The organism is Ideonella sp. sgz306126 (assembly GCF_056032705.1).
In genome coordinates this window covers 24634-47247 of the sequence record NZ_JBVYWP010000003.1, presented here as the reverse complement: position 1 = coordinate 47247, position 22614 = coordinate 24634, and the positions used below count along the sequence as shown (strand labels likewise).

The 22614-nt window shown below is 69.6% G+C and carries 14 protein-coding genes; 5 read left to right on the top strand and 9 right to left on the bottom strand.

From position 1 onward, the window contains the following. Positions 1–2: 2 nt before the first annotated feature. Genes AC0N04_RS08690 through malE form a run of 7 tightly spaced genes read right to left on the bottom strand, consistent with a single transcriptional unit; the run spans position 3 to position 9836 of the window. Entirely contained in the window at positions 3–1631 is a 1629-nt protein-coding gene (locus tag AC0N04_RS08690; RefSeq protein ID WP_474280603.1) for a glycoside hydrolase family 13 protein, read from the bottom strand. Next, entirely contained in the window at positions 1628–3265 is a 1638-nt protein-coding gene (locus AC0N04_RS08685; protein WP_474280601.1) for an alpha-glucosidase, read from the bottom strand. Before AC0N04_RS08685 ends, AC0N04_RS08690 begins: the two co-directional genes overlap by 4 nt. Before the next feature lie 4 nt (positions 3266–3269). Beyond that, a complete protein-coding gene (locus tag AC0N04_RS08680; protein WP_474280599.1) occupies positions 3270–4772 on the bottom strand; it encodes a glycoside hydrolase family 32 protein in 1503 nt (500 codons plus the stop codon). Positions 4773–4801: 29 nt separating this feature from the next. Further along, entirely contained in the window at positions 4802–6175 is a 1374-nt protein-coding gene (locus AC0N04_RS08675) for an alpha-amylase family glycosyl hydrolase (RefSeq protein ID WP_474280597.1), read from the bottom strand. Then, positions 6172–7062 (bottom strand): maltose ABC transporter permease MalG, encoded by an 891-nt coding sequence (gene malG / locus AC0N04_RS08670; RefSeq protein WP_474280595.1) that lies wholly within the window; start codon positions 7060–7062, stop codon positions 6172–6174. The genes AC0N04_RS08675 and malG overlap by 4 nt, the downstream gene beginning before the upstream one ends. 27 nt (positions 7063–7089) lie before the next feature. Continuing rightward, positions 7090–8631: a maltose ABC transporter permease MalF gene (gene malF / locus AC0N04_RS08665; protein WP_474280593.1), complete on the bottom strand. Its 1542-nt coding sequence runs from the start codon at positions 8629–8631 to the stop codon at positions 7090–7092. Further along, complete coding sequence (gene malE, locus AC0N04_RS08660) at positions 8628–9836, bottom strand: maltose/maltodextrin ABC transporter substrate-binding protein MalE (RefSeq protein WP_474280591.1); 1209 nt, start codon at positions 9834–9836, stop codon at positions 8628–8630. The genes malF and malE overlap by 4 nt, the downstream gene beginning before the upstream one ends. Positions 9837–10406: 570 nt before the next feature. Between malE and AC0N04_RS08655 the strand changes: the two genes are divergently transcribed. From AC0N04_RS08655 to AC0N04_RS08640, 4 genes are all read left to right on the top strand, one after another. After that, positions 10407–13229, top strand: coding sequence for a TonB-dependent receptor (locus AC0N04_RS08655; protein WP_474282009.1), 2823 nt, complete (start codon positions 10407–10409; stop codon positions 13227–13229). 141 nt (positions 13230–13370) lie between these two features. Further along, a complete protein-coding gene (locus tag AC0N04_RS08650; RefSeq protein ID WP_474280589.1) occupies positions 13371–14891 on the top strand; it encodes a tryptophan halogenase family protein in 1521 nt (506 codons plus the stop codon). An 18-nt stretch (positions 14892–14909) separates the two neighbouring features. Next, the gene (locus AC0N04_RS08645) at positions 14910–15383 is read left to right on the top strand and encodes a hypothetical protein (protein ID WP_474280587.1); all 474 of its coding nucleotides are present in this window, start codon (positions 14910–14912) and stop codon (positions 15381–15383) included. An 8-nt stretch (positions 15384–15391) separates the two neighbouring features. Continuing rightward, entirely contained in the window at positions 15392–17998 is a 2607-nt protein-coding gene (locus AC0N04_RS08640) for an alpha-amylase family glycosyl hydrolase (RefSeq protein WP_474280585.1), read from the top strand. Positions 17999–18058: 60 nt separating this feature from the next. On the opposite strand, the gene AC0N04_RS08635 is transcribed toward AC0N04_RS08640, so the two are convergent. Next, complete coding sequence (locus AC0N04_RS08635; RefSeq protein WP_474280583.1) at positions 18059–19432, bottom strand: MATE family efflux transporter; 1374 nt, start codon at positions 19430–19432, stop codon at positions 18059–18061. A gap of 1 nt (position 19433) precedes the next feature. Then, positions 19434–20447 carry a glucokinase gene (gene glk, locus AC0N04_RS08630; RefSeq protein WP_474280581.1) on the bottom strand — a complete coding sequence of 338 codons (1014 nt, stop codon included), beginning with the start codon at positions 20445–20447 and terminating at the stop codon, positions 19434–19436. Positions 20448–20716: 269 nt separating this feature from the next. Here glk and AC0N04_RS08625 point away from each other — a divergent pair, with 269 nt between their 5' ends. After that, a complete protein-coding gene (locus tag AC0N04_RS08625) occupies positions 20717–22594 on the top strand; it encodes a glucokinase (RefSeq protein WP_474280579.1) in 1878 nt (625 codons plus the stop codon). Positions 22595–22614: the final 20 nt, after the last annotated feature.

Genomic DNA, 22614 nt, shown 5'->3' with positions numbered 1-22614 from the left:
GTTCAGGGCACGCGCTTGTAGCGGTTGTAGCCGCCACGCTGCTGCAACCTGGGCGCCAGCACCCAGACGGTTTCGGGCGGCACGGTCACGGTCATGAAGCCCGCGCCGACCGAGCCCACCGCCGGCGCATCGGGCGCGGCCAGCAGGTTCACCATCGGCGTGTCGTCGAGCAGCATGTCGTCGGCGATCATGATGCGTTCGTGCACCGCCGCCCGCGTCGGATTGGCGAGCACGACCACGGCGTCCAGGGCCTTGTCGGTGGTGCGTTCGAACGCCATCAGGTGGTCGGCCTCGACCGTCCGGAAGTTGCCGATGCGCAGCGCGCGGTGCTCGCGGCGCAGCGCGACGAGCTGCTTCATCCACGCCAGCTCCGGGTTGCCGGCGGTGGCCAGGTCCCAGCGCATCGGGCCGCGGTTCTCGGGGTCGGGGCCGCCGGTCATGCCCAGTTCGGCGCCGTAGTAGATGTTGGGCGCGCCCGGCAGCGTGAATTGCAGGGCCTGCACCAGGTGGCGCTGGGCGAGCTCGGGGAACTGGGTCGCGATGCGCGGGATGTCGTGGTTGTCGATCACCATCCACGACTTGAGCATCGCGTCGATGCCGGCGTCGCGGATCAGCCGGTCGGCCATGCGGGTGGCGGTGGCCGGTGCGAGCTCGCCCTGGGCCAGGCCGAGCACGATCTGGCGCAGGCTGAAGTTCATCACGCCGTCCAGCGACTGCAACCAGCGGCCGGGGTAGTTGACGATCTCGCCCACCACCAGCGAGCCCGGCTTTTCCTGATGCGCGGCCGCGGTCAGTTCACGCAGGTAGGGCCGCCCCAGCTCGAAGGCGGTGTCCAGGCGCCAGCCGTCGGCGCCATCGCGCAGATAGCTGCGCACCACCGAGTCGGGCGCACCCCAAAGGTAGCTGCGCACCGCCGGGTTCTCCAGGTTCAGCTCGGGCAGGTTCTGGAAGCCGGTCCAGACCCGCGCGCCGCCGGCGTATTGCGGTCCGATGCAGAACCAGTCCCGCCACGGGCTCCCGGGGTTCTTGAACGCGTCCTGGAAGATCGGTGCATTGCGGCCCATGTGGTTGAACACGCCGTCCAGCACCAGCTTCATGCCATCGCGATGCACGTCGTCGGCCAGCGCCTTCAGGTCGGCGCGGGTGCCGTACTCGGGCGAGATCTTCTTGAAATCGAGTGCGTCGTACTTGTGGTTGGTGTAAGCGAGATGGACCGGGTTCAGGTACAGCACGTCGGCGCCCAGCTGCTTCACATAGTCCAGCCGGCCGGCCAGGCTCTGCAGATCGCCGCCCCAGAAATCGAGTTCCTGGCTGTTGAGCTTTTCGGCCGGCAGGTCCACGCCCGGCGTCGGCAGGTCGGTCCACGCCCGCAAGCGCTTGGGCGGGGGATAGAGGTCGCGCTTGGCGGCCAGATGCGCCGACGGCGCGAAGCGGTCGACCAGTACCTGATAGACGACGGCACCGTTGCGCCAGTCGCGCTCGCGTTGATCGAAGAGGCTGGCGTCAGGCACCGGCTGCGCCGCTGCCGTGACAGCCACCAGCGCGAGCCCCGCTGCCGCCAGCCGCGAGGACCCATCCTTGGGGCGCATGGCGCCGCCGCGGACCGCTGCGAAAAGAGGGGCGAGGTTCATGTCGATCTCTCCAGAATGCGGCCGATCCAGACGCCGAACGGCGCGATCTCGACCACCTGCGTCGATGGCTTGCACGCCGTGGCCGCGCTGGCCAGGAGCGTCTCGCCCACCGCCCAGTGCGCCGTCGGCCAGCCGGCGAGCGTGACTCGCTGCGCCTGGGCGCTGAAGTTCAGCACGATCACCGCGCCTTCGCCACCGACGGTGCGCCGGCCGAAGGCCAACACCTCGGTGTGGCCGCTGGCCAAGGGCAGGTGCGCCCCCTCATGAAACGCGGGCTCGTCGCGCCGCAACGCCAGCAGGGCGCGGTACCAGTGGTACAGCGAACCGGCGTCGGCCCGTTGCGCGGCGACGTGACGGTCGCCGACCTGCCGCGGCAGCGGCAGCCACGGCTCGCCGGTGCTGAAGCCGGCCTGCGGCGCGGCGCTCCATGGCATCGGCGTGCGGGCCCGGTCGCGATCGTCCGGCTGCGGGCGCTTGGCGTTGCAAGGCGCGGCCGCCAGTTCGTCCCCCGGCAGATCGCCCATGCCGATCTCTTCGCCGTAGTAGATCAAGGCGGTGCCACGCTGCGCCAGCGTCAGCGCGGCGGTGACCTTCGCGATCGCATCGTTGTGCAAGCCGTCGCCGAACGCGCTCCATTGGCGGGGATGGTCGTGGTTGCTGAAGAAGAACACCGGCGTGCGGTCGCGCAATGCCGCCTGCGCTTCGTCGATCAGCCGCTTGAAGCCCGACGCGTCGCGCCGCCAGTGGCGCCCGAACAGGAAGTTCATCGGCAGCTGGATCTCGTCCTCCCGGCGGCCGTACGCGGCCACCAGTTCCTCCAACGTGTCGGTGGCGGATTCGCCGAGCAGCACCGGATCGTCCGGAAACTCGGCCAGCACCTGGCGCAACTCGCGCAGCACCTCGTGGTTCTCGGGGCGGCCGCTGTTGTAGGGTCTCAACGGACTGGGCAGCGGGGCGCCGGGGTCGGCCTCCAGCGCCGGGTCCTGCGGATAGCTGCCGTCTTCGAACAGGAACGCCGTGGCGTCGAGGCGAAAGCCGCTGGCGCCGCGGCGCAGCCAGACGCGGGCGACCTCGTACATCGCCTGTCGCAGGTCCGGGTGGTGCCAATTCAGGTCGGGCTGCCGGGGCAGGAACGCGTGGTAGTACCACTGGCCGCTGGCGTCGTCGCGGGTCCACGCCGGGCCGCCGAACACCGAGCGCCAGTTGGTCGGCGGCGTGCCATCGGCCCGGCCGTCCCGCCACACGTACCAGTCGCGCTTCGGGTGGTGGCGCGAGGAACAGGCGTCGACGAACCACGGGTGGCGGTCCGACGTGTGGTTGAGCACGAAGTCCACCAGCACCCGCAGGCCGCGCGCCCTCGCTTCGCGCACCAGCTCGTCCCAGTCGTCCAGACTGCCGTACTCGGGCGCGACGTCGGTGTAGTCCGACACGTCGTAGCCGAAGTCGGCATTGGGCGACGGGAAGAACGGCGTCAGCCAGATCGCGTCCACGCCCAGGTCCGAGAGATGGTCCAGCCGCTGCGTCACGCCCTTCAGGTCGCCGATGCCGTCGCCATTCGAGTCCTGGAAGCTGCGCACGTAGATCTGGTAGATCGCGGCGTGGCGCCACCATGGCCTCACCGGAGCATCCGCCATCGGGTCACATCGCCGTGGCTGCGGGCGCGCCGCGGGTGGTGGCCAGCGGCCAGACGGTCAAGGCGCTGGCGCCGACCGCGCCGCCTTGCGCCCACAGCCGCAGGCCGCGGCTGCCGTCGGAAGGGAAGACCAGTTCGGTCAAGCAGGCCTCTCCGTCGCCTGCGAACACCTCCGCCGAGCAGCGGTCGACCAGCACACGCAGCCGCAGCGGGAAGTGGATCGCCAGCGGTGCCTCGCGGCGGCCCGTCCAGCCCGCGGCCGCGGGCGCGAAGCCGGAGCGACTGCGGTCGATGAACAGCACACCGCGCCGCAGGTCGACGCCGACCCGGGTGGACTCGTCCGCGCCGCAGCGAAGCTCGAGCGCGAAGCACTCCGCCTCGGTCGACGCGACGGTCCATTCGATGTCGACCTGCCGGCCGTCCAGCGGCCCCAGGTCGACATCGATCGCGCCTTCGGGCACGGCCAGGAAACCCCAGTGGCGTGGCCGGCCGCGCAACGCCTCCAAGGCCGGCAGCGGCCGCTGGCCCAGCCGCGTGCCCTGCGGCGTGCTGCGCAGGAACAGCTCGCGCGGCGTGCTCATCGCGCCGCGCCACGGCGAGGTCGGCGTGTGCTTGGCATAGCCGTGGTTGTTCATCCACGCGATCCACACCGGCGCGCCGTGAGCCGCCGGCAGGTGGGACCAGGACAGCGCGGCATAGAAGTCCGAGCCGTGGTCGGCCCACAGGCCGTGCTGGCGCGGCGCGTCCTCGGGCGTGAAGCGGGTGCCGTCGAAATGGCCGATGAACACCTGGGCGCCGGTGCCGCCCGGGTGGCCGGCGAAGGTGTCGACCTTCAGCAGCCAGCGGCTGCGCTCGGGCACGCCCGGCGTGGCCGAGAACTCGATCAGGTCCGGGCATTCCCAGATGCCGCCGGTCTCGCCGGCCGGGCCGAAGTCGCTCAAGTGTTGCCAGTCGCGCAGGGTGGACGAGGCGTAGAACGAGACCTGGTGGTCGTCCGGCCGCACCACCGCCATGATCCAGCGGCCGGTCGGCGCGTGCCAGAAGACCTTGGGGTCGCGGAAATCCTTCAGGCCCAGGTCCAGCACCGGGTTGTGGGCGTATTTCGTCCAGTGGCGGCCGCGGTCCAGGCTGTAGGCCAGCTCCTGCGCCTGGCCGCCTTCGGGCCGGCGCAGGCAACCGGTGTAGATCGCCACCAGCACCGGCCCGCTGCCGTCGCCGAAGCCGCTGAGGTTGTGCGCGTCGACCACGATCGAGCCCGAGAAGATCGAGGCGCGCTCGTCCTCCGGAATGGCCACCGGCAATTCACGCCAATGCAGCAGGTCGGGGCTGGCCGCGTGGCCCCAGCTCATGTGGCCCCACTGGTCGCCGAAGGGGTTGCACTGGTAGAAGAGGTGGTACTCGCCGTCGAACCAGACCAGACCGTTCGGGTCGTTGATCCAGTGCTTCTCGGCGCTGAAGTGCCATTGCGGGCGAAAGCGTTCGCCACCGGTGTCGACAGGGGAATTCATGATGGTCGGATCGTGAACGGGGACCGGCCTCAGGCGGCCTGGATCTTCCAGCCCCAGGGTGCCAGCGTCAGCGTGCGGGAGGCGCCCGGCAGGCGCCCGATCTGCTCGCGCGGCGTGACGTTGACGACCACGCTGACCGTGTTGCCCGCGTGCTGCCGGCGAAAGGCGAACAGCTGCTCGTTGCCGACCTCCAGCAGCTCGGCGTCGCCGCCGTACTGGCCGTTCCACAGCGCCGGGTTGGCCTTCTTCAGCGCCAGCAGGTCGGCGTAGAAGCTTTCGAGCGGGTAGTGCTTCCAATCGATCGTGTGCTTCTCGAAGAACTCCAGCCGCACGTCCAGCCCGGCTTCCTGGCCGCCGTAGATCAGCGGCATGCCCGGCAGCGTCGCGGCCAGCACCGCCATCGCCTTGAACGCCGCGCCGTAGAGCTCGGTGTCGCTGCCCTGCCAGGAGTTGACGTCGTGGTTGCTGGTGAAGCGCATGCGGTAGGCGCTGCGGGGATAGGGCTTGGGGTTGGGCTGGTGCACCCAGGCCCGCAGCTCGGCGGCGCCGGCCTGGCCCTTGGCCACCGTCTTCAGCACGTCGGTCAGGTCCCAGCCGTAGGTCATGTCGAACGCATGCTCATGCAGTTCGGGCTCGCTCCACTCGGCCAGCATGAACATCGGCTTGACCGCGTCGAGCACGGCCCGGGCGTGGTTCCAGAACGGCGTGGGCACCAGGCCGGCGACGTCGCAGCGGAAACCGTCGATGTCGACCTCGCGGATCCAGTAGGCCATCGCGTCGGTCATGCCCTCCCACAGCGCCGGCGTGGCGTAGTTCAGCGCGACCACGTCGGTCCAGTACTCGGGCTCGGGGCCGTTGGTGAAGGTCACCGGGTAGATCTCGCCGCGGTCGTCGAGCTTGTACCAGTCCTTGTGCTCGGTGGTCCAGGGGTGGTCCCAGGCGGTGTGGTTGGCGACCCAGTCCAGGATCACGTGCATGCCCAGGGCATGGGCCTGCGCCACCAGTCGCCGGGCATCGGCCAGCGTCCCGAACTCGGGGTTGACGGCGGTGTAGTCGCGGATCGCGTAGTAGCTGCCCAGCGTGCCCTTGCGATGGACCTGGCCGATCGGCTGCCACGGCATCAGCCAGAGGATGTCGACCCCCATCTTCTTCAGTCGCGGCAGGTGGGCGGCGAACGCGTTCAGCGTGCCCTGCGGCGTGTACTGGCGCAGGTTGACTTCGTAGATGTTGGCGCCGCGTGTCCACGGCAGGTGGGTTACGGCGGGCGACTCGGGCAAGGTGTCGCGTCGGGGAGCGGTTTGGCTCATGGTGATGCTCGGGGTGATGCCGGCCGCGCAGGCCAGGCCGGAGACCAGCGCGCGGCGGCGCGTCAGGGCCGGGGACAGGGCGAGGGGCATGGTCATCCTTTGACGCCTCCGGCCGCCAGGCCGGCGATCAGCCAGCGCTGCGCCAGCAGGAACACGGCGGTGATCGGCAGGCCGGACAACAAGGCGGCAGCGGCGAAATCGCCCCAGTGGAAATTGTGCTCGAACACGAACAGCTTGGCGCCCACGGCCAGCGTGAGCTGGTCCTGCTCGGTCAGCAGCACCGAGGCCACCGGGTATTCGATGATGGCGCCGATGAAGGCGAGCAGGAACACCACCGCCAGGATCGGCAGCGCCATCGGCAGCAGCACGCGGTAGAAGGTCTGCCAGGGCGTGGCGCCGTCGACCCGGGCGGCCTCTTCGACCTCGACCGGCAGCGTGTCGTAGTAGCCCTTGAGCGTCCAGACGTGCATCGCGATGCCGCCCGAATAGGCCAGCACCAGCGAGGCATGGGTGTTCAGGCCGATCGCCGGGAAGGCCGCGCCGAGCCGGTCGAAGATCGCGTAGATCGCCACCAGCGCCAGCACCGCCGGGAACATCTGCATCAGCATCAGCCCGGTCATCAGCTGGCGCCGGCCCCGGAACCGCAGCCGCGCCAGCGCGTAGGCCGCGGTGGTGGACAGCAGCAGCGTCACGCCGCCCGACAGCGTCGCCACCTTGACCGAGTTCCACAGCCACCGCAGCACCGGCAGGTCCGGCGCGATCATCTGGCCGTTCGGGCCTGGCGACTTGAAGCCCAGCACGTAGCGCCAGTGCTCCCAGCTGATGGACGAGGGCAGCAAGGTCCCGGTGGCGAAGTTGCCGGGGCGCAGCGAGACCGACACCACGATCAGGAACGGGAACAGCACCGCAGCGCACAGCACCAGCAGGAAGGCGTGCGCGGCCAGCTTGCGCCAACGCCGGGACTTGGACTGCACGAGGGCCATGTCGTGGGACTCCTTGGCGGTGCCGCGTCAGCGCCGCGGCTCGTCGGCGGCGCGCGTCAGGCGCAGCTGCAACAGGGTGACGGCCGCGACGATCAGGAAGATCACGGTCGAGATCGCCGAGGCCAGGCCGAACTGCTGGCCCGAATCCTGGAATGCCACGCGCCAGGTGTAGGACACCAGGATGTCGGTGGTGCCCGCGGGCAGGCTGGTGTCGAGCTGGTCGGGCAGGCCGCCGGTGAGCAGGCTGATCAGCACGAAGTTGTTGAAGTTGAACGCGAAGGCGCTGATCAGCAGCGGTGTCAGCGGCTTGAGGATCAGCGGCAGCGTGATGCGCCGGAAGTTCGCCCACGGCCCGGCGCCGGCGATGGCCGAGGCCTCGTACAGATCGGCCGGGATCGCCTGGATCAGGCCCGAGCACAACACCATCATGTACGGGAAGCCCAGCCAGGTGTTGACGATCAGCAGCATGGTCTTGGCCAGGAACGGATCCGAGAACCAAGGCGGCCGGATGCCGAACAAGCCGTGCAGGATCAGGTTGATCTCGCCCAGGTTCTGGTTGAACAAGCCCTTGAAGATCAGGATCGAGATGAAGCCCGGCACCGCATAGGGCAGGAACAGCACCAGCCGGTAGAGCGGCCGGAACTCCAGGCTGTCCCAGTTCAGCAGGGCCGCCAGCAACAGGCCCAGCGCCGCGGTGAACAGCACGGTGAGCGCCGAGAACACCACCGTCCAGACGAACACGCTGGCGAACGGCGCACGGAAGCGCGGGTCGCTGAAGATGCGCGCGTAGTGATGCCAGCCGACGTTGACCCGGTAGCCCGGCTGCAGTTGCTCGCCGCCGGCGCTGGTGAAGAAACCCTGCTCCGGATCGGGCCGGTAGCGCATGCCGGTGAGCCGGTCGCTCAGGCTGCCGTCGGGCTGAGGCAGGTAGATCGGCTGCATCCGCGCGAACTCGCGCAGCGTGGCCAGGCTCAGCACCCCGCCCGACGGCAGGCGCAGGCGCAGCGCGCGCAGGCCCGGCAGGTGCGCCACCACCTCGCGCAAGGGCAGCGCCGGGCCGAATTCGGCGTCGGTGCCCGCCACCGGGCTCAGCGTCACGTCCTGCACCGACCGCCCGTCGAGCGACAGTGCGGGCGTGGCCAGCGCCGGCTCGCCCGCCGCGGCGTCGAGCTGCACGCGCAGGCGCCGGCCTTGCGCATGCAGGCTGAAGCCGCGCTCCGAACCGGGCTCCTGCAGCGTCTCGTCGATCAGCAGCTGGCGGGCGTGCTGGAAGTCCTGCAGGTTGCGCGCGCTGTAGTTGGTGAAGCTCAGCCCGAAGGTGTAGAGCATCGGGAAGACCACGAACACCAGGGCCGCTGCCACGCCCGGCAGCAGGTAGCGCAGCGCGCCGCTGCGGCGGGAGGTGTAGGTCCACACGGCCAGCGCCGACGCCGCCAGCAGCACCACGGCCAGCAGCGTGTTGCCGCTGGCATAGACCGCCATGACGCCGTACAGCAAAGCCAGCGTGGCGAGCCCGCCGCCCAACCGGCGCAGCGCCACCGATCCGGCGGGTGGCGACGCCGCGATCATCCCGCCTCCCGGATGCGGCGGGCCGCTGCCGCCAGCGCCTCGCGCGGGCTTTGCCGGCCTTCGCTCAGATTGGTCAGCGACGACTTCATCGCCGTCCAGAAGCGGCCCATCTCGGGGATGCACGGCGTCAGCACGCCGTCGCGGGCGCTGGCCAGGATGCCCGCCACCTTGTCGCCCACGCCCGGCCGGGCCCGCAACTCGGCGTAGAAGCTTTGGCTGGCGGGCGCGCCCAGCGGCTCGGCCTGGTCGATCAGGCGCAGGCCCTCGGGCGACAGCAGGTAGTTCTCGATGAACTCCACCGCCAGCTCGCGCTGGCGCGTCGCCCGGTTGATCAGGAAGCCGCGGATGCCGACGAACGGTGCGGCCGGCCGGCCCGCCACCGAGGGAATCGGCGCCACGCCGAAGTCGATGCCGGCCCGCTGCAGGTTGACCCAGGACCACGCGCCGTTGATCATCGCCGCCGCCCTCCCCTGGGCCATCGCCGCCTCCATCTCGGGGTAGCCGATGCCGGACGCCATCACGCCGCGGCGCAGCAGCCGGTCCAGCAGTTCCGCCCCCACCAGCGCGCCGGCGTTGGCCACGCCGATGTCGGCCGGGTCATAGCCGCCATCGGCCAGGCGCTTGAACGCGTAGCCGCCCTGCGCCGCCATCAGCGGCCAGGTGAAATAAGGGTTGGTGTAGTCCCAGACGATGGCATGCCGGCCCTGCCGGGCGAGCCGCGCATCGAGCGCGAACACCTCGTCGAAGCTGGCAGGCGGTTTGTCCACCAGTGCTTTGTTGTAGACCAGCGTGACTGCGTCGATCGCGTACGGATAGCCCCAGGTGCGGCCGCGCCAGCGCAAGGCGTCCCAGGCCCGAGGATCGACGTCGTCGCGCACCCGACGACCCGGCGTGACGGCATGCATCAGCCCGCCCGCCACCCATTCACCGATCTGGTCGTGCGCGTAGGTGCAGATGTCCGGCCCCTTGCCGGCCGAAGCGGCTTGCGCGTACTTGGCGGGAATGCCATCCGGCGTCTCAACCACCACCGGCACGCCGGTGGCGGCGGTGAAGGCCGAGGCCAACTGGCGGATGCCCTTGGCGCCCTCCACGGTGTACCAGACCACCAGTGGCTCGGGCGCCGCAGCCCGGGCGAACGACCCGACCGCCCCGCCGGCCGCCAGCGCGATGCCGGCGCGGGTGAGCTGTCGACGGGAGTGGTTCATGCCAGCATGATAAACGTAGTTTGGCTACATTATGACAACGATTGCAATCCGCAATGGCGTCAAATTACCCATACAAACCCTTGGTTTTGATACACACCTGTCGAACAAGTCGCCTGACTGTTTAAGTAGTTTGATTACTTTTCTGGGTGCCAGCGACCCATCCGGGCACGACCATCAACGCCACCGCCTCTCGCAACCGACGCGACGCCACATCGCCGAACCCACCCGCCGCCCGGGCAGCTCACGACCTCTGCGCGACGAGCAAGCCATGGAACACTCGATCAAATCGCGCAGAGAAGACGGTAGTTTTGCTACAACAATCCAAGATCACACCCAAGCCGCAAGACATCATCAAACGACTTTCACGACTGAATTGCCCGGCAACCAGCGGGTTTTCACGGGGGAAATCGTTGCATCCTCACCAACGATCAGGGTTTTCACAGGCCTCTCAGATGTTCTAGTTTTGGTACAAATTCGCTTGGATACAGCCCACAGGTGCGCCGAGCGCAAGCGGTGGCCCTGTCGACCCGTCGTTGATTCCTTCCCTTTGAGGAGACCCCGGTGAACACCATGAACAAACACAGCCGAAAGCAACCCGCCGGCGCCACCACCCTGAAACTCAGCGCCACCGCGATGGGCGCGGCGCTGCTCTTCGCGTCGCCGGGCCGGGTTTTCGCACAGACGGACACCCAGGCCGCGACCGATGTCCAGCAGGTCACGGTCACCGGCATCCGCAAGGGCATCGAGAGCGCCATCAGCGTCAAGCAGAACGCCGACGGCGTGGTCGAGGCGATCAGCGCCGAAGACATCGGCAAGCTGCCCGACACGACGATCGCCGAATCGCTGGCCCGCCTGCCGGGCGTGACCTCGCAGCGCGACCGCAACGGCAACGCGACCAACATCAGCATCCGCGGCCTGGGCCCGGACTTCAACGGCTATCTGCTGAACGGCCGCGAACAGACCAGCACCGGCGACAGCCGTGCGGTGGACCTGAGCGTCTACCCGGCCGAGCTGATCTCCGGCGCCACCGTCTACAAGACCGGCGATGCCTCGCTGATGGGCGCCGGCCTGGCCGGCACGATCGACAACCGGCTGATCGACCCGCTGGCTTTCCCGAACCGCGTGTTCTCGGTCAACGTCGACCGGACCAAGACCGGGGTCGGGCTGCCCACGCCCGCTGGCGACGGCAACCGCTACAGCCTGAGCTACATCGACCAGTTCGCCGATCGCAAGCTGGGCGTCGCCATCGGCTACGTGCACAGCGACAGCAGCAGCAACTCGCTGGCCAACGGCAGCTGGGGCAACAGCCCCACCGTCACGCTGACCGACGGCAGCCAGGTCACCGGCATCAACGTGCCCTTCGGCGGCGGCCTGAGCTACGAAACCGATCACGTCACCGATACCCGCGACGGCGTGGCGGCGATCTTCAACTTCAAGCCGAACAAGGCCTTCAACAGCGAACTCGACCTGTACTACGGCAAGATCGACACCGGCACCAAGAAGATGGCCGCCAAGGCCGGCACCGGAGGTGGCGCGATCACCAACGCCACGGTCGCCAACGGTGTCGTGACCTCGGGCACCTTCAACATGGCCCCGGGCGCGCTGATCGCCTACAGCGAGAACATCTTCGACAAGGACACGATCGAATCGGCCGGCTGGAAGAACACGCTGAAGTTCGCCGACACCTGGACCGGCTCGCTGGACCTGAACCACAACAAGGCCACCCGCGTCGAGAAAGACATCGAGGTCTACGGCGGCATCGTCGGCGCCGACACCTTGTCGTTCACCAACGGCGGCGGCACGCCGCAGTTCACGCTGGGCAACCCCAGCGCCTACACCGACCCGACCCAGATCGCGATCCGCGACCAGTCGGGCTGGAGCGGCGTGACCTATCCGGCCGGCAGCCCGTACGCCGGCCAGACCGTGCCGCAGGCCGGCTACTACAAGGGCCCGACCGTCACCGACAAGATCGACGGCGCGCGTCTGGACTTCCAGCACAGCCTGGCCGAAGGCGGCATGTTCACCGACGTGCAGTTCGGCGGCAACTACACCAAGCGCAGCAAGGACCGGGTCTCGGACGAGGCGCTGATCGTCTCGCAGAACAACGGCGGCTATGACCGCATCCCGTACCCGGCCAACAGCTATGTGCAGAGCAACGTGGGCGGCACCGGCCTGAACCTGCTGACCTTCGACCCGCAGGTCGGCCTGTGGCCCGGCGCGGCACTGCTGCACAAGTACAACGACGACATCCTGTCCAAGTCCTGGACGGTCGACGAGAAGGTCACGACCGCCTACGCCAAGGCCAACATCGACACCTCGATCGGCCGCCTGCCGGTGCACGGCAACGTCGGCGTGCAGCTCGTCAACACCAACCAGTCGTCGGCCGGCTACCGCGCCGAGGTCGGCTCCGGCGTCGTGCTGAACAACCCGGCCAGCAGCCTGACCAGCGCCGGCACGACCTACACCGATGTGCTGCCCAGCCTGAACCTGAACGGCGACCTGGGCGCGGGCAAGGTGATCCGCCTGGGCCTGGGCGAGCAGATCGCGCGGCCGACGCTGACCGACATGCGCAATTCGTTCGCGGCCTCGGTCGACACCAACGCGGCGGACGCCTCGTATGGCCGCTTCGTCGGCTCGGCCGGCAACCCGTACCTGAAGCCGTTCAAGGCCAAGGCGCTGGACCTGTCGTTCGAGAAGTACTTCGGCAACAAGGCCTACTTCAGCGTGGCGGGCTTCTACAAGCAGCTCGACACCTACATCACGCCGGCGACGAACTCCAACTTCGACTTCACGACCTACGCCAACCAGCTCGGCCTGGCGATCCCGCCGGCCGGTCCGATCGGCGTCTACACCACCACGGTCAACGGCCATGGCGGCAACCTGAGCGGGGTCGAGCTGACCGCCTCGCTGCCGTTCAACCTGGTGACGAAGAAGCTCGACGGCTTCGGCGGCAGCGTCAGCTACTCGGCCACCGACAGCAACGTGACCATGCCCAACCTGATCGGCCTGAACCCGAGCCAGCAGGTGCCTGCGGGCGGGGCCACGATCCCGCTGCCGGGCTTGTCCAAGACCAACGCCAAGATGATGCTGTACTACGAGCGCGGCGGTTTCAGCGCCTTCGTGGCCGACAACTACCGCTCGACCTATGTCGGCAGCGTGGCCAACTCGGCGGTGGGCGGCTACCCGACGCTGACCTTCATCCAGGGCTCGTCGTGGGTCTCGGCCCAGGTCGGCTACGAGTTCCAGGAAGGCCGCCTGAAGGGCCTGGGCCTGCGCTTCGAGGGCAACAACCTGAACAAGCCGGTCTACCGCGAACTGAAGTACGACGGCTCGATCAACACCGAGGTCAAGACCGGCGCCAGCTACATCTTCAAGCTGACCTACAAGATGTAAGCCGACGCGGCCTCACACGGCCGCACCAGGCCCCTTGCCGGCTGAGTTCCGTCAAGGGGCCTTTTCTCTCGGAGGGTCCAGAATCGGTCCGCGGGCGGCGCACGCTGTGCGAGCCGTTCGCGACCGCAGTGGAAGGAAAGCATGCACATGAACGAAAAGCTCAGGATCGTCGTCGTCGGCGGCGGCACCTCCGGCTGGATGTCGGCCGCCGCCCTCGCCAAGGTGCTGCAGGGACAGTACGACATCACGCTGGTCGAATCCGACGACATCGGCACGATCGGCGTGGGCGAGGCGACGATCCCGATGATCTCGCTGTTCAACCGGCTGCTGGAACTGGACGAGAACGAGTTCATGCGCCAGACGCAGGGCTCGTTCAAGCTGGGCATCGAGTTCGTCAACTGGGCCCGCCTGGGCGACCGCTACATCCACGGCTTCGGCGTTGTCGGCCAGGAGAACGCGACGGTCGATTTCCACCAGTACTGGCTCAGGATGCACCTGGCCGGCAAGGCCAAGGGGCTGGAAAGCTACTCGATCAACACCGCCGCCTGCCTGAGCAACAAGTTCATGCGACCGCGGCTGGACATGCCGAATTCGCCGCTGTCGCAGATCGCCTACGCCTTTCATTTCGACGCGTCGCTGTACGCCCGATTCCTGCGCGGCTTCAGCGAGGCGCGCGGCGTCCGGCGGGTGGAAGGCAAGATCGTCGGCGTCGCGCAACGCGAGGGCGACGGCCATGTCACATCGTTGACGCTGGCCTCCGGGCAGGTGGTCGAGGGCGACCTGTTCATCGATTGCTCGGGCTTTCGCGCGCTGCTGATCGAAGACACGCTCCAGACCGGCTGGGACGACTGGTCGCACTGGCTGCCCTGCGACCGCGCGGTGGCCGTGCCCTGCGCGTCCGCCAAGGAACTGACCCCCTACACCCGCTCCACCGCCCGCCAGGCCGGCTGGCAATGGCGCATTCCGCTGCAGCACCGCATCGGCAACGGCCACGTCTTCTCCAGCCGGTTCATGAGCGAAGACGAGGCCACCGCCATCCTGATGAGCAACCTGGACGGTGCGCCGCTGGCCGAGCCCCGCCCGATCCGCTTCCAGGCCGGGCGCCGCAAGAAGACCTGGAACAAGAACGTTGTCGCGATCGGCCTGGCGAGCGGCTTTCTCGAACCGCTCGAATCGACCAGCATCCATCTGGTGCAGATGGGCATCGCGCACCTGCTGACCTTCTTCCCGTCGCAAGGCTTCGACGCCGAGGACCGCGACCAGTACAACCGGGTGATGAGCCAGGAGTACGAGTGGGTGCGCGACTTCATCATCCTGCACTACAAGGCCACCGAGCGCAGCGACACGCCGTTCTGGAACTACTGCCGCGAGATGCCGATTCCCGACTCGCTGCGCCGGCGCATGGACTTGTTCAGGACCCACGGCCGGGTCTACCGGGAAGGCAACGAGCTGTTCACCAAGCTGAGCTGGCTGCAGGTCATGCACGGACAGCGCATCCACCCGGCGTCCTACCATCCGCTGACCGACCTGCGCAGCGAAGACGAGATCCAGACCTACCTCGCGGAGGTCGAGGGGGTGATCAAGGCCTGCGTCGACGTCATGCCCTCGCATGGCCAGTTCATCGCAGACCACTGTGCGGCGGCCCGGCCCGCCCTGTCGTGACTCCACCGGAGAACTGCCATGAAATCCATCTCTCGTCTGGCCATCGCCATCGCACTGGGGTCGTTGCTGGCCGCCTGCGCCGACCTGCAACCCACCGACGCGATGCTCACCTACGAGTCGGTGCCCGAAGGCGCCACGATCTTCGAAGGCGGCCACGCGCTGGGCGTCGCGCCGGTCACCCGGACCTACCCGGGCAACGGCAAGTCGGCGGTGATTCAGACGCCCGAGGTCACGGCGGTGTGGCCCAGCGGCGCCAAGGAATCCTTCTGGACCGAGCTGCCGCTGGGCGCCGACCGGGTGGCCAAGATCGAGCGTCCCCACGGTGCGCCGGGCCTGCAGGTCGACCTGGACCAGGCGAAGAAGGTCGCCGCCCAGCGTGAGCAGGACGCTGCCCGCGACAAGGATGCGGTCCGGCGCGACATGGCACGCGATTCGGCACGCTGCCAGGCCCAGCTGAGGAACGGCCCCGGCCCGACCGACGACTGCCACTGATCCGCCCGGTGCCCCGCCGTCGCTGCCTGGCCCTGGCCCTCGCGCTGCTGGCCGCCCCTGCGCTGAGCGCCCCGGCCGCGCCCCGGCTGCGCCTGAACGTGCCCTCGCCCGACTGGCGCGACCAGGTGATCTACTTCGTCGTGACCGACCGCTTCGACGACGGCAATCCGGCCAACGACGACCAGGGCGCGGGCGAGTACCGGCCCGGCGACGGCCGCTTCTACCAGGGCGGCGACCTGGCCGGCGTGGCCCGCCGCCTGGCCTATATCCGCGGCCTGGGCGCGACCACGGTCTGGATCACGCCGCCGGTGGCCAACCAGTGGCTGGCGCCGGGGGGCGGCAGCGCCGGCTACCACGGCTACTGGGCCGAGAACTTCGCGCAGGTGGACAAGCACCTGGGCACGCTGGCCGACTACCGGCACCTGTCCGACCGCCTGCACCGCGCCGGCATGTACCTGGTGCAGGACATCGTGGTCAACCACACCGGCGACTACTTCTGGTACGACGCCACGCACTGGAACCCGGCCGACCCGGCCCAGGGCTACCACGCCAATGCCGACACCCCCCCGGTGGCCGCGCCCAGCCAGTGGCCGTTCAGCCTGAATGACCCGCGCCGCGCTGCCGACCGGGCCGCCGCCATCTATCACTGGACGCCCAATGTCGCCGACTACGCCAACCGCGACCAGGTGCTGAACTGGCAGATGTCCGGCCTGGACGACCTCAACACCGAGAACCCGCTGGTGCGCCGCGCGCTGCGCAAGACCTATGGCGACTGGATCCGCGAGGCGGGCGTCGACGGCTTCCGCGTCGACACCGCGTTCTACGTGCCGGAGGACTTCTTCGCCGACTTCCTTCATGCCGACGATCCGCTGGCGCCCGGCATCGACCGCGTGGCGCGGCAGACCGGACGGCGCGATTTCCTGAGCTTCGGCGAAGGCTTCGGGATCGACCGTCCGGGCGAGGACACGATGACACGCCGGATCGAAGCCTACGCCGAGCCGGGCCGCCTGCGCGGCATGCTGAATTTCCCGCTCTACGGCGCGCTGGGCGATGTGTTCGCACGCGGCCAGCCGACCGCGGACCTGGGGGAGCGCATCACGACGATGATGCGGCTGGACCACGATCCGTACGCGATGCCCAGCTTCGTCGACAACCACGACGTGGACCGCTTCCTGGCCGGCGGCAGCGACGCCGGCTTGCGTCAGGCGCTGCTGGCGATGATGACGCTGCCGGGCATCCCGGTGATCTACTACGGCACCGAACAGGGCTTGCGCGAGCCGCGTGCCTCGATGTTCGCCGCCGGCGCCGGCTCGGGCGGGCGCGATCATTTCGACACCCACGCGCCGCTCTACCGCTTCATCCGCCGCGCCACGGCCCTGCGCGCCGGCCACGGCCACCTGTTCTCGCGCGGCCGGCCGCAGGTGCTGCAGGCCGATGAGCACGGCCCGGGCGGACTGGCCTGGCGCACCGACCTGGGGTCACGCTCGGCCCTGGTGGTGTTCAACACCGCCGGGCACGAGCTGCTGTTCAGCCGCCTTGCCACCGGCCTGCCCGCCGGCACGCGGCTGCAGGCGGCGTTCGGCCTGGACGGAAAGCCGGGCGACCAGGTCGTCGGCCCGGGGGGCGAATTGACCCTGGTGCTGCCACCGCATGCCGGCTGGGTCTGGATGGCGAACCGCCACCGCGCGGTCGCTGCGTCGCCGCCGACCCCGGCGGACTCGCTGCTGGACATCGCCGCGCTGCCATCGGCCCCGGTGCGGGGGCGGCTGCCGGTGCATGGGCGGGCGGTCCCCGCCGAGCCGTTCCAACTGGTGCTCGATGGCGACCTGCGCCGGGCCCAGGTGATCGCGCCGCAGGCGGACGGCCGCTGGCAGGCCGAGGTCGACACCCGCGACCTGCTCGACCCCGCGCCAGCCCACCGGGTGGAGGCCTGGCGGGCGCGGGACGGCGCCTTGTCGGCCCCGCGGACCTTCCATGCCGAGCCGGCCTGGACGCCGGTGGCCGACCTGGACGACCCGGCCGGCGACGACCGCGGCCCGCTGGGCCGCTACCTCTATCCCGCCGACACCGGCGACGCGCCGCAGCACACGATGGACCTGCGCCGTCTGCGCGTGTCGACCGCCGGCGGCAACCTGCGGATCGAGCTGACGATGGCTGCGATCAGCCAGACCTGGAATCCGCCCAACGGCTTCGACCATCTGGCGCTGACGCTGTTCATCGCGCTGCCCGGCGCTGCCGGCGGCGCCCGCGTGATGCCGCTGCAAGATGCGAGGCTGCCGCCGGGCCTGCGCTGGCAGCGCCGGCTGCGCGTCAACGGCTGGACGTGCGCGCTGTTCAGCGACGAGGGGGCCAGCGCCACGTCGGAAGGCCGGCCCGTCGCCCCTGTCGCCGAGGTACACACCGACGCGGCGCGCCGCACCATCACGCTGACCCTGCCGGCAGCCGCGCTGGGCCAGCCCGCCTCGCTGCACGGCGCGCGGCTCTACCTGAACACCTGGGACTACGACGGCGGCTATCGCCCCTTGGCGATGACCGCCGGCCCCTGGACCCTGGGGGGCGGCAATCCGCACGATCCGAAGGTGATGGACGACACGCCGGTGATCACCCTGCCCTGACGCCGGGCCGCGTGTGACCGACACGGACCGTCGGCGCGCTGACGGCGACGGCCGCCGCCGTCAGCCGCGGAGCGCACTGGCGCGCAAGCGCCGCCGCGTGGCCCGGGCGTGGGGCACCCAGTGCAGCCTGGCCCAGCGGCGCCACATCAGCAGGCCGCGCAGCCACTCGTCGGTGCCGTAGGCGATCCACAGGCCGACCAACCCCAGCCCCAGGTGGATCCCCAGCCACCAACTGGCCCCCGCCAGCACCAGCACCATCGAGCCGATCCCGGCGAGCACTGGAAAGCGCGCATCGCCGGTCGCCCGCAAGGCGTTGATCACCACCAGGTTGAAGGTGCGGCCCGATTCGATCAGCACCGTCCACCACAGCAGCGTCGCGCCGGCGGCCACGATCGCCGCGTCGTTCGAGAACAACCGCATCAGGACCGGACCGCAGAGGGCCACCATCAACGCCAGCCCGGTGCTGACCACGAGGCCTGTGAACAGCGCCCGGCGCACCAGGCGATCGGCCTCGTGCAATCGGCCGGCACCGATCAGATGGCCGACGACGATCTCTACCGCCACGCCGGTGGCCGCGGCGAAGAGCAGCAAGCCATGCATGATCTGCATCACGTAGGCGTGGGTGGCCAGCGCGGTGGCCCCCAGGTCGGCCGCCACCGCGACGCTGACCATGAAACTCAGCCGCCAGGCGATGTTCTCGGCCGCCCCGGGCAGGCCGATGTGCAGCACCGCGGCCAGTTCCGCGCGCGGCAGACGCCACGCGTCGCTGCGCCGCGGCACCAGGTCCAGCCGCCACCGCCACAGGGCCAGGTGCAGCGCGACCCCGAGCGCCCGGCTCGACACCAGGGCCAGCGCGAATCCCGGCAGCCCCCAGCCGGGCCAGGCGCCCCAACCCAGCATCAGCGGCCCGACCAACAGCAATTGCAGCGCGTTCATCGCCAGGATCACCATCAACGCGTCGCGCCCGCGCAGATGCGAGCGCATCACGCTGGCCATCGAGGCGTTCCAGGCGTCCAGCAGCATCGCCGGCCCCAGGCAGACCAGGAAGGGCAGCGCCAGCGGCAGCACCTCGGGCGGCGCGTTCAGCAGGCGCAGCAGCGGCCGGGCCAGCAGCATCGCGGCCAGGCCGGTGCCGCCGCCCAGCCAGGTGCTGGCGCCCAGGGTGGCGCGCGCCACCTCGTGCGCCCGCTCGCGCTGACCGCTGCCCAGGCGCTGGGTGATGACCACGCTGGCACCCGCACCGATGATGCGAAACACCACGAACAAGGTGGCCGAGAGCTGGTTGCCCAGCGCGAAGCCGGCGCCGGCTGCATCCGACTGGCGCGCGGCCAGCGCGGTGCCGACCATGCCCACGGCGATGCCCAGCCACAGTTCGAGATACAGCGGCCAGGCCAGCGGCCACAGGCGCGGCGGCTGCGCCTCGGGGCGCGCCATCTCAGCGCAGATCCTGCTCGATGGCCAGGGCCGCGCCGGTCAGTGCCGCCAGCGTGTCGGTGATCAGCGCCGTCGGAATCGCGGCCAGGTAAGGCTGGAAGCGGCCCTTGGCCTCGAAGCACGCGCGGAACCGCGACGCGAAGAAGCGTTCACCCAGGCGCGGCACGATGCCGCCGCCGATGTACACCCCGCCGCGCGCGCCCAGCGTCAGTGCGACGTTGCCGGCGAAGCTGCCCAGCAGCGCGCAGAAGCTGTCGAGCGTGCGCTCGCACACCGCATCGCCGCCCGCCAGCCCGCGCTCGACGATGGCCTCGGTCGGCAGCACGGCCGCATCGCGGCCCAGCACCTGGGCCACCGCGGTGTGCAGCACCGGCAGTCCGATGCCCGACAGCAGGCGCTCGGCCGAGACGTGGGCGAACTGCCGCCGCGCCTGGCTCAGCACCTGGCTCTCGAAATCATCCAGCGGCGCGAGCGTCGCGTGGCCGCCTTCGCCCGGCAGCGCCAGCCAGCCCTGGCGCGTCTTCACCACCGCGCCCACACCCAGCCCGGTCCCCGGTCCGATCACCGCCAAGGTGCCCTCGGCCACCGGCAGGGCCGCATGGGCGCGCAACTGGCTGGCTTTCAGGCGCGGCAGCGACAGGGCCAGCGCCTCGAAATCGTTGAGCACCAGCAGTCGCTCCAGCCCCAGCGCGGCCTGCAGCGTCGGCCCCGAAAAGCGCCAATGGCTGTTGGTGAACGCGATCTCGCCGTCGCTCACCGCCGTGGCCACCGCCAGCGCCGCCCGGCGCGGCGGCCGGAAGCCCGGGCCGACCCGGCCCGCCACCTCGGCCAGGTAGGCAACCACCGCCTCGGCCGGGCCGGCGTGGGCCGCCACCGGCAAGGTGCGCACGTGGCCGACCTCGCCCCCGGGCGCATCGACCCAGCCCATCCGGGCATTGGTGCCGCCGATGTCGGCCACCAGCCAGGGCAGGTCCGCGTCCGCCGCAGCCTGCGACGCCTCATCAGCAGCCCTCATCCACGCTCCCGTCGTTCTGGATTATCAAAACTACAAAAAAAAGTCTCTTCATGGCCTCGATCATGGCGACTGATGTCTAGCGAAGCAACGATTCTTCGAGAGCACTAATGTAGTCAAATTACGGCATCAATTCATCATCAACAACCCGAATCCGGCGTCTCGAAGGGCCGCCGCGCGCTGGGTCACAATAGAGCTTGACCGCCGTGGTGCCAGGGCCTGTCCGGCCTGCCATGGCGCCGCATTGCGCCACTGCCCGCCAGCGAGTCAGGATGACCCCCTTCGAGCACCCTCGTCTGATCGCCGACATCGGCGGCACCTATGCGCGCTTCGCGGTGGAAACCGCGGTGGGCCGGTTCGAGCATGCGGCCTCGCTGCGTTGTGCCGATCACGCCGACTTCCATGCGGCGATCACCCATTATCTGGGGACCCTGCCGTCGACCCGGATCCACCACGCGGCGATCGCGATCGCCAACCCGGTCGAGGGCGACCTGGTGCGGATGACGAACTACCACTGGCAGTTCTCGATCGAGCAGATGCGCGAGCGGCTGGGTTTCGACACCCTGGTGGTGGTGAACGACTTCACCGCGCTGGCGATGGCCCTGCCCCGGCTGTCGGCCGAGCAGCGCCGCCAGGTGGGCGGCGGCGCGGCCCGCGAACCCAGCGTGATCGGCATCCTCGGCTCGGGCAGCGGCCTCGGCGTGTCGGGCCTGATTCCCACCGCCGACGGCTGGGTGGCGCTGGGCACCGAAGGCGGCCACGCGAGCTTCGCGCCGCACGATGAGCGCGAGATCGTCATCCTTCGCCATGCCTGGAAGCAGTTTGCCCATGTGTCCTTCGAGCGCCTGTTGTCGGGCCCCGGGATCGAACTGATCTACCGGGCCTTGGCCGACCACGCCGGCAGACGGGTCGAAGCACTTTCCGCGCCCGACATCACCCAGCGCGCGCTGGCCGGCGCCGATCCGATGTGCGTCGACACGCTCGATGCGTTCTGCAGCCTGCTCGGCTCGGCCGCCGGCAACCTCGCGCTGACGCTGGGCGCGTTCGGCGGCATTTACATCGGCGGCGGCATCGTGCCGCGCCTGGGCGATTACTTCGACCGCTCCAGCTTCCGCAAGCGCTTCGAGGACAAAGGCCGCTTCAGCGATTACGTCAAGGTCATCCCGACCTTCGTGATCACCGCGCCGAATGCCACCTTCATGGGGGCCTCGGCCATCCTCGAGGCGCAGCTCAAATCACTGCAGAGCTCACCCGCCAGCGCCATCCTGGAGCAGATCCGGCGCGCCCTGCCCAGCCTGTCGCCGGCGGAGAAGCGGGTCGCCGAGCAGGTGCTGTCCCACCCGCGTTCGGCGCTCAACGACCCGATCGCCGAAATCGCGCGCAATGCCGAGGTCAGCCAGCCCACGGTCATCCGCTTCTGCCGCTCGCTGGGTTGCGAGGGCTTGTCGGACTTCAAGCTGCGCCTGGCCTCGGGCCTGAGCGGCACGATCCCGGTCAGCCACACTCAGGTCACCCATGCCGATTCGGTGCTCGAACTCGGCAGCAAGGTGCTGGGCAACACCGCCTCGGCGATCCTGCAGGTGCGCGACCAGATCAACCGCGACAGCATCGAACGGGCGATCGAGTTGCTGAACCACGCCGACCACATCGAGTTCCACGCCACCGGCCATTACGGCGTGGTGGCCCAGGACGCGCAGTACAAGTTCCTGCGCTTCGGCATCTCGTGCACCGCCTGCACCGACCCGCGGCTACAGGTGCTCTCGGCGGCCGTGCTGCGTCCACGGGACGTGGTGGTGGTGATCAGCAACAGCGGCAAGGTGCCCGAACTGCTGGAAGTGGTGGACCTCGCCAAGGCGCGTGGCGCGGCGGTGGTGGCGATCACCGCCAGCCAGTCGCCGCTGGCGCGCAAGGCCGACGCGGTACTGATCGTCGACCATGAAGAAGACGTGTCGACCCACGTGCCGATGATCAGCCGCATCCTGCACCTGCTGGTGATCGACATCCTGGCGGTCGGCGTGGCGATGCGGCGCGAAGGCGTGCAGGACGGCGAGGCCGCCCATCCCGCCGTGCCCGCGCGCGGCCGGCAACGGGTGGCCCCCGGCGTCAGCGCCTCGACGTCGCTGGCACGGCTGACCACCCACAGCCGCTAGCGGCGCGGCGCCGGGACGCT

Bases quoted from the DNA above. Each gene is read 5' to 3' on its own strand.
- AC0N04_RS08690 (WP_474280603.1), bottom strand. From the start codon at position 1,631: ATGAACCTCGCCCCTCTTTTCGCAGCGGTCCGCGGCGGCGCCATGCGC.
- AC0N04_RS08685 (WP_474280601.1), bottom strand. From the start codon at position 3,265: ATGGCGGATGCTCCGGTGAGGCCATGGTGGCGCCACGCCGCGATCTAC.
- AC0N04_RS08680 (WP_474280599.1), bottom strand. From the start codon at position 4,772: ATGAATTCCCCTGTCGACACCGGTGGCGAACGCTTTCGCCCGCAATGG.
- AC0N04_RS08675 (WP_474280597.1), bottom strand. From the start codon at position 6,175: ATGACCATGCCCCTCGCCCTGTCCCCGGCCCTGACGCGCCGCCGCGCG.
- malG (WP_474280595.1), bottom strand. From the start codon at position 7,062: ATGGCCCTCGTGCAGTCCAAGTCCCGGCGTTGGCGCAAGCTGGCCGCG.
- malF (WP_474280593.1), bottom strand. From the start codon at position 8,631: ATGATCGCGGCGTCGCCACCCGCCGGATCGGTGGCGCTGCGCCGGTTG.
- malE (WP_474280591.1), bottom strand. From the start codon at position 9,836: ATGAACCACTCCCGTCGACAGCTCACCCGCGCCGGCATCGCGCTGGCG.
- AC0N04_RS08655 (WP_474282009.1), top strand. From the start codon at position 10,407: ATGAACAAACACAGCCGAAAGCAACCCGCCGGCGCCACCACCCTGAAA.
- AC0N04_RS08650 (WP_474280589.1), top strand. From the start codon at position 13,371: ATGCACATGAACGAAAAGCTCAGGATCGTCGTCGTCGGCGGCGGCACC.
- AC0N04_RS08645 (WP_474280587.1), top strand. From the start codon at position 14,910: ATGAAATCCATCTCTCGTCTGGCCATCGCCATCGCACTGGGGTCGTTG.
- AC0N04_RS08635 (WP_474280583.1), bottom strand. From the start codon at position 19,432: ATGGCGCGCCCCGAGGCGCAGCCGCCGCGCCTGTGGCCGCTGGCCTGG.
- glk (WP_474280581.1), bottom strand. From the start codon at position 20,447: ATGAGGGCTGCTGATGAGGCGTCGCAGGCTGCGGCGGACGCGGACCTG.
- AC0N04_RS08625 (WP_474280579.1), top strand. From the start codon at position 20,717: ATGACCCCCTTCGAGCACCCTCGTCTGATCGCCGACATCGGCGGCACC.